We start from the raw sequence: 14,366 nt of genomic DNA, 5'->3' as shown, positions 1-14,366 counted from the left end.
CAAAACTCACTCTTTCAAAACACCATCCTTATCAGAGGCAAGATTTTTACTAAATAGAATACTCTCATACTTTTTATTTAACCTGACCATTCGGTCATAAATCTTTAAATGTAATTTTGTTTTACGAACAAACACTTTGAAATCATCGGATTCTATCGCCTTATCCCAAGCCTTATATCCAAGTACACGTAAGTGCATTCGGTACCGAAATATCATTTTTCGACCAAAAGACAACTTTGTGTTCTCAGGATCAACCCGCTTATCAGGCACCCAACTACCCCTCTTCTTCTTGAGGTATAGTCTATAACTCAACCCCCCCCTACGATGACGAATCCCACCTGCCTGAGACTCCCTCACCTCTTTCGCCGTCAACACATCAAGGGCTAACTGTCCTGAATGCATTCCAGAGTTAATTAAATTATCAAATATTTCATTTCGAATAACCACAATACTGTTCCCCTTAGAGTCATAAACATATCCCGGCAACCAAGCATCTCCCACGACAACATCAGCCGTCTCTGCAAACACATCATCACAATAGTCACATGCCTCGTATTTGAAAAAATTATGCCCCCAACTCACGCCATAACAGTCTTTCGATTGCAGAAGAGTTTCTTCACCATTTTCATCAGTAATCTTCACACCATAAGCATTTGCCGTTCGTCCTTCCATTTTTACGCGAAAATCTATATCAGATAATTGACCCTCAGGAACACCGGCCTGCCACGCAAACAGATTGGCAAACGTCTTCGATTTTAAATGCCCACAAACTAATCCTATGTACAGTATGATTCTGTCATTAATCAACGAATCAATTTTTGCAAGATTCCTTACAGACTTAATGAAACATGGAAGACCAACAAAAACATATCTACCATCAATACTTCTAACAGTTTCCATAACCCTCGAAATCTCGACAGGATAATATCTTGATTTTGCGGAATTCAAAACATCGTCACAGTTTTTGGAAATTCCATACTCAAATAAAGTTCCATGCCGACTCGACTTTTTTACATGAATTACTGCATCTACTATCCCCTTCTCAAGCAACTGGATCAGCATCCATGTAATCATGCCTCCGGAATTACACCTCTCCCTGTAGTCTCCTTCACTCACAAATCCTGCATATAGCGAACGGTTGTAACCTATAACCTCGTCAGTAGATCCATCATCATGACTGAATACCCGCCTGCTAATTTCACTTTCATTAAGAGCATGATTCGAAAATGGACAAACAGCCAATGCCGCATCCAAATCCTGATCCTGTGATTCCGGCTTTATTCGACCTTGATATCTTCGATATTCATCTTCTACGAGTTCAATACTATTCTTACCGGCATATGAACAGGCACCACACCCGATACAATAGCCGCCATCTATAACTTTTTGTAATTCATGCATAATAAGTTTTCGAAATGTATTCGTTGTTAAAAATTTAGGTACCTCTAGGTGTCAGTCTAGGGTCTAGGTGTCAGTCCTATTTTTTCGTTATGCACGCTGGCCGCTTGTAAAGCAATCGGTTTCCGGTGATGGCTTCTGCGTAGCTTCCAGAAGAATACGGGCTCAGTTAAACATTCTTCGGATGGCGAGACTACCTAGACTGATGAGTGCGATAAAACTTATAACGGCGGGTTCGGGGATGGCTTCGACGCTAAAACCATCAAAAGAAAATCCGTTGGTCGGTGTTGTTTCTCCCGTGGCATAAATGCGTACGGTTTGTCCTCCGGAAATTCGGAAATCGAAGGGGGCATTGCCCGTGGTGCTTATCGTTCCCATCGCAGTGTAAACATCGTTGCTGCCTAAACGGATTTCGGCGGAACTACCGGATCCCCAGGACGATACATTCACATTTTTAAAGCGTACGGTTTGGTCGAAGGTGATATCGATGTATTGATCTAAATTGAGCGCGTCTGTGTCGTCACTACCCGGGCCATTCATTCCGAACCCGGATGCCGTACGGTTAAGCGTCCCCTCTGAGGAAGAGAGTGTGGCGATCAAGCTGCCATTTGTAACCGAAGCGGTACTTTGTCCATCCAGAACAGAATAGATTGCACTGTTCCCCAAAAGGTCGAAAACGACATCCGATTTTCCCATCATTGGAAGTGCCATCATCAGACTGAGATATACTATTCCTGAGCTCTTCATTCTATTCTTCCGCTTTTTTTAACTGTTGGCTTTGCCGGTACCGGCGTTTCTTTTCCTGTGCGGCGATCGGTACAGATTCCGATAATTTCAGGGACCGTTCCGCCGGCGCGGATGACCTGGATCCAGTCGCCGATCCGCACATCCAATGCGTGCAGATAATCTTCGTTGTGCAGTGTGGCGGACCGGATGGTTGCGCCCTCCATCTCAATGGGTTCAAAGTGCGCAACCGGTGTCCATTTTCCGGTTTCACCCTGTGACCATTCAACGCGCAGCAGCTGGGTAATCATCGGCTTGCTTTTGTATTTCCGGGCTAATGCACCTCGGGGATAGCGGGCGGTTTCCCCCATTTCCTGAAAACGAGCCCGATTGTTTATTCGAATGACGATGCCATCGGTTTCATAGGGTAAAATTGAACGGCGACCGTTCAGTGTTGTGATTTCTTCGAATACCCGATCAGCAGAAACTGTAGTCGATTCGACGGTTGAAAAACCAAGTTCCCACAACAGCTCCAGCGCCTCCTGGTGAGTCGCGGGCGTGAGCTCATCACTTGCGATCCATTCAAAAATGCTAAAACTGAGCCCCCGCCGCGCAATTTCGGCATAGTCGGAAAGCCGCATGGTTCCGGAGGCTGAGTTACGGGCACTCTTCAGCGCGGCCTGCCCTTCCTTTACTCTCCGACTATTCAGTTTTTCAAAAGCAGCATGCGTAAAAAACAGCTCTCCTCGCAGTGATAAATCCGACACCGTTCCTTTCAGACCGGTCGGGACACAACCGGCAGCCATCACCGCCCGCGTTACATCCGACCCTTTTTCACCGTCGCCCCGTGTCAATGCCCGAACCAGAATCCCGTTTTGATAATGAAGCACTAAGCTCATACCATCGATTTTCGGCTCAATACAAAAAAGCGCTTCCGTTCCAGCGGCTTTGATGAACCGGGCCACCTGATCATCGGAGTAGGCCTTTTTGAGACTGAGCACGGGCTTTCGGTGCCGGATCTTGCTCTGCTCACCCGTCGCCCCGACACCGGGCGTATCGGCCAGTTCCGGAAAGTCGGCAACCAGCTGCTCATACCGACCGCGCAATACGTCATAGGCCTCATCCCCCATGATCGACTCATCCCGGTTATAATAGGCTTCGTCCGCCTGGGCCAGAATCGCTTTGAGATGCCCCGCCTGAACTCTGATTTCTTCCGGCACCGCCTCAACGGATGGCGGAATAATCAGCAGAAGGCCAAGGCATATCATTTTTTTGAGAGACTGCAGCAGCGGGGCCATATTGAAAATCCGTTACTTGCTCAACACTCGTTTCCCGGATACAGGCGGGCGTTCTTATCCACGATTCTATTGTTCAATAACTCGGAAATATTCGGTGGATCGGGTTGTGTTAAAACTCCAGTTTGTATCGGAACGGAACGAAGTGCTCACCCCATTCCAGACATTGGAAGCCAGGTTTGTGCTCGACTGCAGCACATAATTGGTTGTGACCGGCCCATCGAATTCCGCGGCAATATTTATCCAGTCATTGGAAGTTTCCAGACGAAGGAAAAGATTACCGCTTCCCTCGAGCACATCCAAATCAATGCTCTGCAGTCCGATTACGCTATTGGTGTTACCGACAGAGACGAGAATGTCCGTGTGGGCTTCAACAACAATATTCGTCGTGAAAAACTGGGATGTTTTATTCTCCAGATCCTCATATGTAATGCTAAAGGGTGCCTGACCATCCACATCAACGATGAACGTTGAATTCGATTCAAACCCGACCATATCAAGCTTTGTGATTTCCACCTTCTGATCAAAAGAGAAAATCATATGCTCCCCGAATTCAAAGCGGTCGGTGTCGTCAGCCCCCCCATCGCTGTCTATACCCATACTGGAGGCTAACGCGTTTACATTCTGATTCGTCGCCCCCGATTGTATGAATAGATTCAGTCCCGCGATCTCTACAACATTTGTTGACAGACCATGGTGATCGGCCTCGTCAATTTGATCACCGGTTGTGTGCACCTCGCTCCCCCCGTTGTGCAACACGATTGTTCCAGCACGTACTGAAACACTTAATAAACCAAATACCAACCAACTCCATCTTTTCATTTCCTTCTCCTTATTCAGCTCACACATGTTTTTGCATGTGCCTCAGCATAACCAAATAAGAAGAATTATTTAAACATTATTTTAAATAAGTATTTGTTAGTATTTTTTACTATTCCTTTTATGCCTATACGCTCTCTCAATTTTAACCCATCAGGATTAGCTCACCCCTCACAACCCAAAGCTTTTTCTGAAAACGCTGCTTTTCCAGTCCCGAAAAACTGAGCTTCGGCTCCGGATACGCGGAACATGAGCACAGGCCCCATTCTGTCTGCCTCTCTGCTCCTCATGTACACCCGGCATTCCGTCGAGGCATCTTTATCCCGCCAAGGGATGCTGCCTATGCAGCTGTTTTCCCAAGGAAGTGAGTCAGCTTTTCTCTCGGAAGCGTCAGCCCCACACCGGCTGACAGCCGGGTAAGCTGTTCAACCGGATGATCCATAACCGCGTTGAATTCAACAGCGGTTACCCAGGGTTGTTCAACGGCCCAGCGCTCGCGTCCCTCATCACGGACCAGCCGATTCCAGAGCACCGCTTCTTTAACGCGCTGTGGAATAAAACGGTACACGCCGGTTCCTGCCCCGTAAGTTTTAAAGTAAGACGCAATGCACTGCCTTTTATCACGACGAACAAGTACGACACGGGCTTCAGGAAACAGGGCATGAATCACCGGAAGAACACGCAGATGTTCCGCCGTTTTCTCAATAACCATGGAGCAGTTTTTTCTCTTTGCAAATTCCTCGAAAAAGGATTCCGCCAATTTCCCGAAACCAAATATCTGCTCGGCATCCGAAAGGGTTTCGCTGAGTTTCTGCAGACTGCTCTCCGCAACCGGATCAAGCTCGGGTTCGCCGTTGTGTTCCGCCGCAGCAGTCTCCACCACATTACCGCACGCCTGCAGCATATTTTTCAGAGCATGTTCCAGCCGGTTGTTCCGGAACAGCCGGTCCGCAAAGCCTCTTCCTTTACAGTAGATCCACGAGTAGGGAAAAACGCCCGTCGGATACATGAGACGCTGAAAGAGATGAATATCTGAACGGGCACCCAAGTGACTGAAAAGACCGGTATCTTCCAAACAGGCCGCGTTGTCTGCCAGCGCCAGCGCGCGAGCAACATAACTGGTCCCCGATCGCGGAGAGCCCACAACAAATATAAGCTTCGGCATCTTCAATATACGTTTTCCGGGAAAATTCCTGCTTTCAGCTGCCGCGGCCCGACATCGCCGGTCGCAAAAAATATCCCATTGGGTTCCTATTTCATAAACTTTTACCCTCTTCCAGACCTTGGAAGTCAGTTTGCGGCTCGAGGTAGCACACTATTGTGCGGTGCCGGGCCGCCGCACTTCACGGCAAGAAGAATTCTTACCGTAAAAAATCAGGTACAGCAACGTTCTTTAAAATCCGCATAAGCACGGACAATACCTTCGCGCAATTCAATTTTCGGTTCCCAGCCCAGTTTCCGAAGTTTGGACGAATCCATCAGTTTGCGCGGCGTTCCGTCCGGTTTGGAGGCATCCCATTCGATGATGCCTTCATAGCCCACGACTGCGGCAACCGTTTCAGCGAGTTCTTTGATGGTTACTTCTTTTCCGGAACCGACATTCACGTGCGACTGTACGGTGCCGGTTTCGTCTTCAAAGGCCACGTCGGCATAGCTCGTGTTTTCCAGCAGAAACACGCAGGCTTCGGCGAGATCATCGCTGTATAAAAATTCGCGCAACGGAGAACCGCTTCCCCAGCATTCGACCTTTTCCACTCCCTGCTCTTTCGCTTCGTGAAAACGGCGGATAAAGGCCGGCAGTACGTGGGAATTCTGTGGATGATAATTATCGCCGGGTCCGTACATATTCGTGGGCATGGCTGAAATAAAATCGGTGCCGTACTGACGGTTATAGGCATCGCACAAACGAATGCCTGCAATCTTGGCAATGGCATAGGGCTCGTTGGTCGGCTCCAGCGGCCCGGTCAGCAGATGTTCTTCCAGCATGGGCTGCGGCGCCATTTTGGGATAGATGCAACTGGAGCCGAGGAACAGCAGTTTTTTCACTCCGTGCTCTTTTGCCGCATGAATCACGTTCATCTCGATCATCATGTTTTCATAGATGAACTGCCCGCGATAAGTACTGTTGGCCACAATGCCGCCGACTTTGGCGGCGACCAGCACGACATATTCCGGTTTTTCAGCCGCGAAGAAATCATTCACGGCCTGCTGACTGATCAGATCCAGTTCATCATGCGTTTTGCCGATCAGGTTGGAATAGCCATGGCGTTCCAGTGCACGCCAGATTCCCGATCCTACCAGTCCGCGATGACCGGCAACGTAGATTCTGGAACCTTTTGCAATCCCAGAAGTTTGAAGTTTGGAGTCAGTAGTTTGAAGATTCATAATTCAATTTCTCAACGATTTAATAAGCCCAGACAACATTTTTCTGATTTCATGAAGTTCATTCAGGTTAATTTTCGTGTTGTCTATAAAACCCAGGTTACGAGAAATTAAGAGTTGAGTTTGAAGCTCTGCAGCAGAACCATCTGCTATACGCAGAAAGTGAATGAAATCTTTCGAATGATGACGAGCACTACCTTCTGCAATGTTTGACGGAATACTGACTGCAGCTCGGCGCATCTGATTCGTAAGCCCAAATTTTTCATCTTCAGGAAAGGCCGCTGTAAGCTCATAAACTCCCGTCACAAAAGCGACAGACCTCTGCCAAACAACTAAATCCTGATAATCTGTCACGCAGATCCTCCCTCAAACTACACACTCCTAACTTCAAACTGAAACAGGCTAAAAGCCGATTTCGTAGTTCGGATTATCCAGCAGACGCAGATCGCCTTCTGTCATAATCTTCACAAGCTCTTCAAACTTCACGGTCGGTTCCCAGCCCAGCTGTTTCTTGGCTTTTTCCGGGTTGCCGAGCAGCTGATCCACTTCGCACGGACGGTAGTACCGTTCATCCATGCGGACAATGACATCGCCGGTTGCTTTGTTCTTTCCGACTTCCTTGACCCCTTCGCCTTCCCATTCGATTTCGATATCGACGCAGGCAAATGATTTTTCAATGAATTCACGGACAGTATGCATTTCGTTGGTCGCCACCACATAATCATCCGGCGTATCCTGCTGCAGCATCATCCACATCATCTGAACGTAATCCGGTGCATAACCCCAGTCACGAAATGCATTGATGTTGCCCATATAGAGACACTTCTGCAACCCACGCGAAATGCGGGCCACGGCCATTGTAATTTTGCGGGTTACAAAAGTTTCGCCGCGGCGCGGTGATTCATGGTTGAACAAAATGCCATTGCTCGCATGCAGGCCGTAGGATTCCCGATAGTTCTTCACAATCCAGAATCCGTACTGCTTGGCCACGGCGTAAGGCGAGCGCGGATAAAACGGGGTGGTTTCCGTCTGCGGAACTTCCATCACTTTTCCGTAAAGTTCAGACGTCGAGGCCTGATAAAAACGCGCCGGAACACCGGTTTCGCGAATCGCATCGAGCAGCCGCAGCGTTCCGATGGCATCGCATTCGGCCGTATATTCAGGAACTTCGAAGGACACCTGCACATGCGACTGCGCGGCCAGGTTATAGATTTCCGCCGGCTCGACCTTTTCAATGATGCGGTTGAGGTTGGATGAGTCGGTCAGGTCTCCGTAGTGGAGAATCATCCGGGGGTTGCCTTCGAGCTGATCTTCATAAAGATGATCAATCCGGTGGGTATTAAACGAACTCGCGCGGCGGATGATCCCGTGAACTTCGTATCCTTTTTCAATCAACAGTTCCGTCAGATATGATCCGTCCTGTCCGGTAATCCCGGTAATCAACGCTTTTTTCATGGGTTACAACTCCTTTTAAACAATCAGAAAGCTAGTGCATCTGCCATGCCAGGCAGAACTTTATCTTTATCAGAAATTAGTTTTTCCGCTCCGTCCGGCCATTCAATGCCAATATCCGGGTCGTTCCAGATAACCCCGTATTCATCGCCGGGAGCATAAAAATCATCACATTTGTACATAAAATCGACCGTATCGCTCAGCACATAGAATCCATGGGCGAATCCGCGGGGCACAAAAAGCTGATGACCGTTTTCTTCGTTAAGCAACACGCCTTCCCATTTTCCAAAGGTTGGAGAATTCTTCCGCATATCAACCGCCACATCGAACACCTCTCCACGCATGACTGAAACCAGTTTAGCCTGCGGGTTACGGTATTGATAATGAAGACCGCGCAACACACCGGCCGTTGACCGCGACCAGTTATCCTGTACAAAACGGGATTCGATCCCCGCGGCGGCATACTGCTCATAGTGATAGGTCTGCTGAAAAAAACCGCGCGCATCCGGGAAACGGCGGGGCTTCACCAACTTCAGCCCCTCAAGAGCCAGCTCCACAACTTCCATCAGATCTCTCCTTCAGCCAAACGGAGTAAGTACTGCCCGTACGGATTCTTCGCCATCGTCTGCCCGATTGCTACAAGCTGCTTTTCATCGATATAGCCCAGCCGGTATGCAATCTCCTCAATACAGGAAATTTTCAGGCCCTGACGTTTTTCGATGGTTTCGACATAATTCGAGGCCTCATGCATGGCATCGTGTGTGCCCGTATCCAGCCAGGCAAATCCGCGGCCCAGATTCTGCACATTCAGTTCGCCCCATTCGAGGTAGGTCTTGTTAACGTCCGTAATCTCCAGTTCACCGCGCGCCGAGGGTTTCATTGTTGAAGCAATTTCAACCACGCGGTTGTCATAGAAGTAGAGCCCCGGAATCGCAAAATTCGACTTTGGCTTTTCCGGTTTTTCCTCCAATGACAGTGCCTTTCCTGAAGCATCGAATTCCACAATGCCGTAACGTTCCGGGTCAACCACCTGATACGCAAAAATGGTGGCCCCGTTATCTCGTAAAGCGGCACCTTCAAGCATCTTCTGAAATCCATGCCCGTAAAAAATATTGTCGCCGAGCACCAGCGCCACGGAATCATCGCCGATAAATTCTTTCCCGATAATGAAAGCCTGCGCCAGCCCGTCGGGGCTCGGCTGCTCGGCATAGGACAATTGCATTCCGATCTGCGAACCGTCGCCCAGCAGTTTTTCAAAAAAGGGAAGGTCGTGCGGTGTACTGATGATCAGAATTTCACGGATGCCCGCCAGCATCAGTGTTGAAAGCGGATAATAAATCATCGGCTTATCATACACCGGCAGCATCTGTTTACTGACCACCTGGGTCAGCGGGTAAAGCCGTGTGCCGGATCCTCCGGCGAGAATAATACCTTTCATAACCGCTTATCCTTTCCCCAGACGTTCACCGGAATAACGGCCTTCACGAATCGGCCGCCACCACCAGTCATTGTCCAGATACCACTGGACCGTCTTTTTAATGCCCGTTTCAAAGTTCTCCTGCGCCTTCCAGCCCAACTCATTTTCCAGTTTTGTTGCATCAATGGCGTACCGGGCGTCATGTCCCGGACGGTCTTTAACGAAGGTGATCTGATCGCTGTAACCGCCTTCCGGTTTCGGCCGCAACTCATCAAGAATACTGCAGATGGTTTCAACGACTTCGAGGTTGGTGCGCTCGTTCCGGCCACCGACATTATAGGTTTCGCCCGGCGTCCCCTTTTCAACAACAGTGACCAGTGCACGCGCGTGGTCTTCCACATAAAGCCAGTCACGGATGTTGTCGCCTTTCCCATAGATGGGAAGTTCCTTTCCGTCGAGCGCATTCAGAATAATGAGCGGAATCAGCTTTTCCGGGAAATGATACGGCCCGTAGTTGTTGGAGCAGTTGGTAATCACCACCGGCAGACCATAGGTATGAAACCAGGCCTTTACCAAATGATCGCTCGACGCTTTACTGGCCGAATACGGTGACCGCGGATCGTACGGCGTCGTCTCTTCAAACAGGCCCTCCGCGCCGAGCGAACCATACACTTCGTCCGTGGAAATATGATGAAATCGAAACCCGGTTTTCCGTTCATTGGAAAGTCCGTTCCAATATTCCCGCGCACACTCGAGCATGGCATAGGTGCCCATGATATTGGTTTCCATAAACGCCGCCGGTCCGTCAATCGAACGGTCAACGTGCGATTCAGCCGCAAGATGCATAACCGCATCCGGCTCAAAATCAGCAAACAGCGCCGCTACTCCCTCTTTATCGCAGACATCCATCCGGGAAAAACTGTAGAGCGAACTCTCCTCGATTTCCTTCAGTGATTCGGGAACGCCGGCATAGGTCAGTTTATCCAGATTCAGTACCTGACAGCCTTTGTCTTTTACAAGATGCCTACATACGGCTGAGCCGATAAATCCGGCCCCGCCGGTTACAATAACCCTTTTCATAAAGCCCTGATCTCCTCTATTACGGTTTCTCCGTGCATACGAACAAATTCATCCAACTCGGTTTTCCAATCCTTGAATATATTCAGCCCCAACGCTTTGGCATGCCCGTTTTCTAAAATGGAATTCTGAGGGCGTTTAGTGGGCGTTGGAAATTCATCGCTCGTGCAGGGAACAAAATGGTGTTCAATGTTCAATTGATCCAGAAAAGAAGAGGCCAGATCATACCACGTGCAATACCCTTCAGACGAAGCGTGGAAGATACCGGTTGCCTCCGCGTCAACAACCGCACGGATCTGTTTCGCCAGCGTCATGGACCACGTCGGCGATCCATATTGATCGTTCACCACCTTAAACGTTTTTCCAGGATGCTGCAGCGTCAGCCGCAACATGGTTTTCAGGAAATTATTCCCGTTTGCACCATAGAGCCAGGCGGTACGCAGAATCGCAAACCGATCCGTCGCTTCCGTAACAGCCTGCTCACCGGCCAGCTTCGAACGGCCATACTCGGAAATCGGATTCGGCCTCTCCGATTCTTCCAGAGCCTGGAAAAGCGGTTTATCTCCGGGAAACACATAATCCGTTGAAACATGCGCCAGAAATGCGCCGTTAGCACCGCACCACTCGGCGAGATTTTTCGGCAGATCACGGTTTCCTTTCCAGCAGGATGGATCTGTTTCACAGACATCAACCGCCGTAAAGGCTGCGCAGTTAACCACAATTCCGGGTTTGATCCGGTCCAATGCCGCCCGACACGCGTCGCGATCGGAAAGATCCACCTCCGGCAGATCCAGTCCGACCACTTCGCCGGCATTACTGAAGGTTCTGAGGCAGTCGCTTCCGAGCTGCCCCCCTGCTCCGGTTATAAGAATTTTTTGCATCGGGCGATGCTACGTATTTTCCAGGGTTTGGAAAGTCTGTTTTTGATCAGCCAAGAATTCCACGGCTCGCCAGATCACCGATAATCAGTCCCGCGGCAGCATCAGGTTCGACGCTTGCGGTGGCAATGGTGATTTCCGGAGATTCCGGAGCTTCATACGGATCACTGATACCGGTGAACTGCTGAATTTCTCCGGAGCGGGCTTTTTTGTACAGCCCCTTCGGATCGCGCTGTTCACAGACTTCAAGCGGCGTATCCACAAAGACCTCAATAAACGAGTCGTCACCAATCACCTCACGCGCCGCGGCGCGGTCAGAAATATAAGGGGAGATAAACGATGTAATCACAATCACACCGGCATCGTTCATCAGCGCAGCCACTTCAGCAATACGGCGAATATTCTCTTTACGGTCCTCCATCGAGAAACCGAGGTCCCGGTTCAGACCGTGGCGCACGTTATCGCCATCGAGAATATAGCAGAGATGCCCCTGCTCAATCAGTTCCTTCTCCAGCTGCTGTGCAATCGTCGATTTCCCGGAACCGCTCAGTCCCGTAAGCCAGATCGTCGATCCCTTCTGCTTCAACAGATTCGCACGATCCGCCGCACTGACCAGACTCTCGCTTTTCACAATATTCTGGCTGACCGGGGCCTTTTTATGTCCCGGTTTAGAAACAATACGGTCAACAATCATGCCCGCACCGATCGTCACATTGGTAAGACGATCCACCACAATGAACGCCCCCGTGGTGCGGTTCTTTTCGTACGGATCAAACGCGATCGGCCGATGCAGTGTAATGTGACAGCGCCCGATTTCATTGAGCTCAAGCGAAGTAACCTCTTCTTCGTTCTTATCGCGCTTCATCGTATTCACATCCACTTTATAGCGGATACTGGACAAAACGCCCGGAACCATCGAAGAGGTATGTTTGATCAGATAACTTTTACCCGATTTCGCCGCACCTTCGTGCATCCAGACCACCATTGCTTCAAACTCATTTCCGATGTGCGGAACATTGTTCACCGGCACCAGCATGTTGCCGCGCGAAACATCAATTTCATCTTCCAGCGTAACTGTAATGGCCTGGTCGGCAAACGCCTCATCAATCTGTCCGTCGGGACCGTAAATCGCTTTAATTTTCGAGGTCTGCCGCGACGGCAGGCTCGCAACTTCGTCGCCGACACGTACAACACCGGATGCCATCGTTCCACTGAATCCACGGAAATCAAGATTCGGCCGCAGCACATACTGCACCGGGAAACGCATATCGATCAGGTTGCGGTCGGTTGAAATATTTACATTTTCCAAATGGTGCAGAAAGGTCGGCCCATCGTACCACGACAGGTTTTCACTGTGCTCCACCACGTTATCGCCTTTAAGGGCAGACATCGGAATAAAGTGAATGTCGGAGAAACCGAGGCGCGCAACAAACGCATTGTAGTCTTTGACAATCTCGTTGTATTTTTCTTCCGACCAATCCACAAGGTCCATCTTATTGACCGCAACGACCACGTGTTTAATGCCGAGCAATGAACAGATAAAACTGTGCCGTTTGGTCTGCGTAATCACGCCATAACGCGCATCGATCAGAATTGTGGCCAGGTTGCAGGTCGAAGCCCCCGTTGCCATATTACGCGTATACTGCTCATGCCCCGGACAATCCGAAATAATGAATTTACGTTTATCGGTTGAAAAATAACGATAGGCGACGTCGATAGTGATCCCCTGCTCGCGCTCCGCTTTCAGACCGTCGGTGAGCAATGCCGGATCAAACTCCTCATCGGTAGTACCGTAAACCTTGGAATCCTTCGCGACCTTTTCCAGCTGATCCTCGTAGATCATATGGCTGTCATACAGCAGCCGACCGATCAGCGTGGATTTACCGTCGTCCACCGACCCGCAGGTCAGAATACGCAAAAGGTCCTTGGTTTCATGCCGGTTCAGGTATTCGGAAATATCGCCCCGAATCAGATCTTCTTCCTGAATTTTGTAGGTTGGCTCGCTCATTAAAAATACCCGTCCTTCTTCTTGTCTTCCATCGAGGAGTTGTCGCCGTCAATCACGCGGCCCTGCCGTTCAGAGGTGGTTGTCAGCAGCATTTCCTGCACAATTTCCTCCACCGTTTCGGCATTGGATTCCACGGCCCCGGTGAGCGGATAACAACCGAGCGTCCGGAAACGCACTTTTTTCTGCATCGGCGTTTCACCTTCTTTGAGCGGCATGCGGTCATCGTCCACCATAATCAACGTACCGTCGCGCTCCACCACCGGTCGTTCGGCCGCGTAGTACAGCGGGACAATCGGAATATCTTCACGCAGCAGATAGAGCCAGATATCCAGCTCCGTCCAGTTCGACAACGGGAAAACACGGATCGACTCCCCTTTATTGATTTTGGCGTTGTAGAGATTCCAGAGTTCCGGCCGCTGGTTTTTCGGATCCCACTGGTGAAACTCGTTCCGGAAACTGTACACCCGTTCCTTCGCCCGGCTCTTTTCCTCGTCGCGACGTGCCCCGCCGAATGCGGCATCAAATTTATAGTGATCCAACGCCTGTTTCAGGCCGTCGGTTTTCATGATCTGCGTGTGTTTTTCAGAACCATGCGAAAACGGGCTGACCTGATCTTTTCCATCCGGATTGATCCAAACTTTGATATCCACCTGATATTTCTCGGCCATCAGAGACCGGAATTTGTACATCTCCTGAAACTTCCACTGGGTATCCACATGCATCAGCGGAAAAGGAATTTTGCCCGGGGCAAACGCTTTGTGCGCCAGATGCAGCATGACCGAAGAGTCTTTTCCGATCGAATAAAGCATGACCGGATTGTCAAATTCAGCCGCTACTTCGCGGATAATATGAATACTTTCCGCCTCAAGCTGTTTCAGGTGCGACAGATTATAATCGCTCATTTATTTCTCCAGGAT

The 14,366-nt window shown here is 49.7% G+C and carries 14 protein-coding genes; all 14 read right to left on the bottom strand.

The annotated features are described in order from the left end of the window. Positions 1–6: 6 nt before the first annotated feature. Positions 7–1,401, bottom strand: a complete 1,395-nt coding sequence (locus tag P9H32_RS01675) for a Coenzyme F420 hydrogenase/dehydrogenase, beta subunit C-terminal domain (protein ID WP_322607124.1) — start codon at positions 1,399–1,401, stop codon at positions 7–9. 162 nt (positions 1,402–1,563) lie between these two features. Next, on the bottom strand, positions 1,564–2,145 hold the full coding sequence (locus P9H32_RS01670) for a hypothetical protein (protein WP_322607123.1): 582 nt from the start codon (positions 2,143–2,145) through the stop codon (positions 1,564–1,566). Continuing rightward, entirely contained in the window at positions 2,142–3,419 is a 1,278-nt protein-coding gene (locus P9H32_RS01665; protein WP_322607122.1) for a DNA ligase LigA-related protein, read from the bottom strand. Before P9H32_RS01665 ends, P9H32_RS01670 begins: the two co-directional genes overlap by 4 nt. 66 nt (positions 3,420–3,485) lie before the next feature. Then, the gene (locus tag P9H32_RS01660) at positions 3,486–4,238 is read right to left on the bottom strand and encodes a hypothetical protein (protein ID WP_322607121.1); all 753 of its coding nucleotides are present in this window, start codon (positions 4,236–4,238) and stop codon (positions 3,486–3,488) included. A 337-nt stretch (positions 4,239–4,575) separates the two neighbouring features. Continuing rightward, positions 4,576–5,400 (bottom strand): sulfotransferase family protein, encoded by an 825-nt coding sequence (locus P9H32_RS01655; RefSeq protein ID WP_322607120.1) that lies wholly within the window; start codon positions 5,398–5,400, stop codon positions 4,576–4,578. A gap of 209 nt (positions 5,401–5,609) precedes the next feature. Further along, the gene (locus P9H32_RS01650) at positions 5,610–6,620 is read right to left on the bottom strand and encodes a GDP-L-fucose synthase family protein (protein WP_322607119.1); all 1,011 of its coding nucleotides are present in this window, start codon (positions 6,618–6,620) and stop codon (positions 5,610–5,612) included. A gap of 3 nt (positions 6,621–6,623) precedes the next feature. Continuing rightward, on the bottom strand, positions 6,624–6,971 hold the full coding sequence (locus tag P9H32_RS01645; protein ID WP_322607118.1) for a four helix bundle protein: 348 nt from the start codon (positions 6,969–6,971) through the stop codon (positions 6,624–6,626). A gap of 48 nt (positions 6,972–7,019) precedes the next feature. Then, on the bottom strand, positions 7,020–8,072 hold the full coding sequence (gmd, locus tag P9H32_RS01640; protein ID WP_322607117.1) for a GDP-mannose 4,6-dehydratase: 1,053 nt from the start codon (positions 8,070–8,072) through the stop codon (positions 7,020–7,022). A gap of 23 nt (positions 8,073–8,095) precedes the next feature. Continuing rightward, entirely contained in the window at positions 8,096–8,635 is a 540-nt protein-coding gene (gene rfbC, locus P9H32_RS01635) for a dTDP-4-dehydrorhamnose 3,5-epimerase (RefSeq protein WP_322607116.1), read from the bottom strand. Continuing rightward, positions 8,635–9,507, bottom strand: a complete 873-nt coding sequence (gene rfbA, locus P9H32_RS01630; protein WP_322607115.1) for a glucose-1-phosphate thymidylyltransferase RfbA — start codon at positions 9,505–9,507, stop codon at positions 8,635–8,637. Before rfbA ends, rfbC begins: the two co-directional genes overlap by 1 nt. A 6-nt stretch (positions 9,508–9,513) precedes the next feature. Further along, positions 9,514–10,566, bottom strand: a complete 1,053-nt coding sequence (gene rfbB, locus P9H32_RS01625; RefSeq protein WP_322607114.1) for a dTDP-glucose 4,6-dehydratase — start codon at positions 10,564–10,566, stop codon at positions 9,514–9,516. Then, positions 10,563–11,444, bottom strand: a complete 882-nt coding sequence (gene rfbD, locus P9H32_RS01620) for a dTDP-4-dehydrorhamnose reductase (RefSeq protein WP_322607113.1) — start codon at positions 11,442–11,444, stop codon at positions 10,563–10,565. Before rfbD ends, rfbB begins: the two co-directional genes overlap by 4 nt. A 46-nt stretch (positions 11,445–11,490) precedes the next feature. Beyond that, positions 11,491–13,449 carry a sulfate adenylyltransferase subunit CysN gene (gene cysN, locus P9H32_RS01615; protein WP_322607112.1) on the bottom strand — a complete coding sequence of 653 codons (1,959 nt, stop codon included), beginning with the start codon at positions 13,447–13,449 and terminating at the stop codon, positions 11,491–11,493. Then, complete coding sequence (gene cysD, locus P9H32_RS01610) at positions 13,449–14,351, bottom strand: sulfate adenylyltransferase subunit CysD (protein ID WP_322607111.1); 903 nt, start codon at positions 14,349–14,351, stop codon at positions 13,449–13,451. The genes cysN and cysD overlap by 1 nt, the downstream gene beginning before the upstream one ends. Between the last annotated feature and the right edge of the window lie 15 nt (positions 14,352–14,366).

Source organism: Pontiella agarivorans (assembly GCF_034531395.1).
GTDB lineage: Bacteria > Verrucomicrobiota > Kiritimatiellia > Kiritimatiellales > Pontiellaceae > Pontiella > Pontiella agarivorans.
Note: the sequence above shows the minus strand (reverse complement) of the source record. Positions and strands in the feature narration are given on the sequence as shown.

Bases quoted from the DNA above. Each gene is read 5' to 3' on its own strand.
- gmd (WP_322607117.1), bottom strand. From the start codon at position 8,072: ATGAAAAAAGCGTTGATTACCGGGATTACCGGACAGGACGGATCATAT.
- P9H32_RS01655 (WP_322607120.1), bottom strand. From the start codon at position 5,400: ATGCCGAAGCTTATATTTGTTGTGGGCTCTCCGCGATCGGGGACCAGT.
- P9H32_RS01665 (WP_322607122.1), bottom strand. From the start codon at position 3,419: ATGGCCCCGCTGCTGCAGTCTCTCAAAAAAATGATATGCCTTGGCCTT.
- rfbB (WP_322607114.1), bottom strand. From the start codon at position 10,566: ATGAAAAGGGTTATTGTAACCGGCGGGGCCGGATTTATCGGCTCAGCC.
- P9H32_RS01650 (WP_322607119.1), bottom strand. From the start codon at position 6,620: ATGAATCTTCAAACTACTGACTCCAAACTTCAAACTTCTGGGATTGCA.
- P9H32_RS01670 (WP_322607123.1), bottom strand. From the start codon at position 2,145: ATGAAGAGCTCAGGAATAGTATATCTCAGTCTGATGATGGCACTTCCA.
- rfbA (WP_322607115.1), bottom strand. From the start codon at position 9,507: ATGAAAGGTATTATTCTCGCCGGAGGATCCGGCACACGGCTTTACCCG.
- rfbD (WP_322607113.1), bottom strand. From the start codon at position 11,444: ATGCAAAAAATTCTTATAACCGGAGCAGGGGGGCAGCTCGGAAGCGAC.
- rfbC (WP_322607116.1), bottom strand. From the start codon at position 8,635: ATGGAAGTTGTGGAGCTGGCTCTTGAGGGGCTGAAGTTGGTGAAGCCC.
- cysD (WP_322607111.1), bottom strand. From the start codon at position 14,351: ATGAGCGATTATAATCTGTCGCACCTGAAACAGCTTGAGGCGGAAAGT.
- P9H32_RS01660 (WP_322607121.1), bottom strand. From the start codon at position 4,238: ATGAAAAGATGGAGTTGGTTGGTATTTGGTTTATTAAGTGTTTCAGTA.
- P9H32_RS01675 (WP_322607124.1), bottom strand. From the start codon at position 1,401: ATGCATGAATTACAAAAAGTTATAGATGGCGGCTATTGTATCGGGTGT.
- cysN (WP_322607112.1), bottom strand. From the start codon at position 13,449: ATGAGCGAGCCAACCTACAAAATTCAGGAAGAAGATCTGATTCGGGGC.